Genomic DNA, 1,034 nt, shown 5'->3' with positions numbered 1-1,034 from the left:
GTCAAAAGACTTTTATGCTGCAATCGATATTTGCTTCCATAACGGGCCGACGACTTTCGTCAGAAACAGTCACCGAAAGGTTGCTTTGTAACCCGCCCTGAACTTCGTCCTGTGCCATGGCGACCAGCATTTTAACCGCGTCTACCCGGGCCTCGAGCGCACCAACGTAGTGGGTGCCCTCTGTATCGGGAGAATGGGATTTGCCGTCCCGGATATCGAAAAAAAACAGCGGCATTTTTGCGCCCGTGCTTAAAGCTGTGCGTTCGTCAGAGCAGAAGACTTGCTTCTTGCTCACGGCTGCTTAAGGCATTCCCCTGGGGGATTCTAGCAACCGCAGATGGTCAATGGGACGCGACTGTGGAGAACTCGAATGGCGGCGATCACAAAATATTACAAGGTTTATTAACGCCAGGAAACGCTCCTTATGGGTGGTCCTGGGAGTCGCAATCCAGCCTACGTTGGAACGCGGCACGGTCGTCGATCAGATCGCGGCATCACGACATTCAGCGGTATTATCGGATCTTTGCGGGCATCAGGGCTTGCAGGGCACCGCGGAAATAGCCCGACAACGATGCTCGCCGGCTTTCCATGTCGTGAAAGGGATCAACCAAACTGATAGATAGGCCGGAAGAACGGTTCCGGTAAGCTACCGCCTCGACAACCGCATTTGTGTCGTTCGGAGTGTCCTGTCTTGTCGCTGAATTTCGTTGACGAAGCCCGGCCCAACACGTTCGAGTTTGAAACCTCGGCGCTGATAAAGGCGTCCGGGTTTAGGGAATATGATGCGCGCTGGTGGTTTGGCCAGGTCGCGCCCGAACTTAACCTGATCGGCGTCCAGGCGCTCGGAATGGGGCTTGGCACGCTGATCCGCCGTGTCGGTGCCGGTCCCGATATCGTCACCGGGCATGATTTCCGCTCCTATTCGCTTGGCATCAAGCTGGCGCTGGTGTCCGGTTTGATGGCTGCAGGCGCTCGGGTGAGGGACATCGGACTGGCGTTGTCGCCGATGGCCTATTTCGCCCAGTTCGCACTGG

General features: G+C 56.3%; 1 protein-coding gene and 1 pseudogene. One reads left to right on the top strand and one right to left on the bottom strand.

Annotated elements, in window-relative coordinates; all coding sequences use genetic code 11:
* Nucleotide 1: 1 nt before the first annotated feature.
* Nucleotides 2-295 carry a hypothetical protein gene (locus EN990_RS35250; protein WP_127218776.1) on the bottom strand — a complete coding sequence of 98 codons (294 nt, stop codon included), beginning with the start codon at nt 293-295 and terminating at the stop codon, nt 2-4.
* Nucleotides 296-691: 396 nt separating this feature from the next.
* Between EN990_RS35250 and EN990_RS35245 the strand changes: the two are divergent.
* Nucleotides 692-1,034, top strand: a pseudogene (locus tag EN990_RS35245) (phosphomannomutase/phosphoglucomutase); the annotation flags it as partial.

This window comes from Mesorhizobium sp. M7A.F.Ca.US.005.03.1.1 (assembly GCF_003997975.1).
Taxonomy (GTDB): domain Bacteria; phylum Pseudomonadota; class Alphaproteobacteria; order Rhizobiales; family Rhizobiaceae; genus Mesorhizobium; species Mesorhizobium ciceri.
This window is presented reverse-complemented; position numbering and strand designations above follow the sequence as displayed.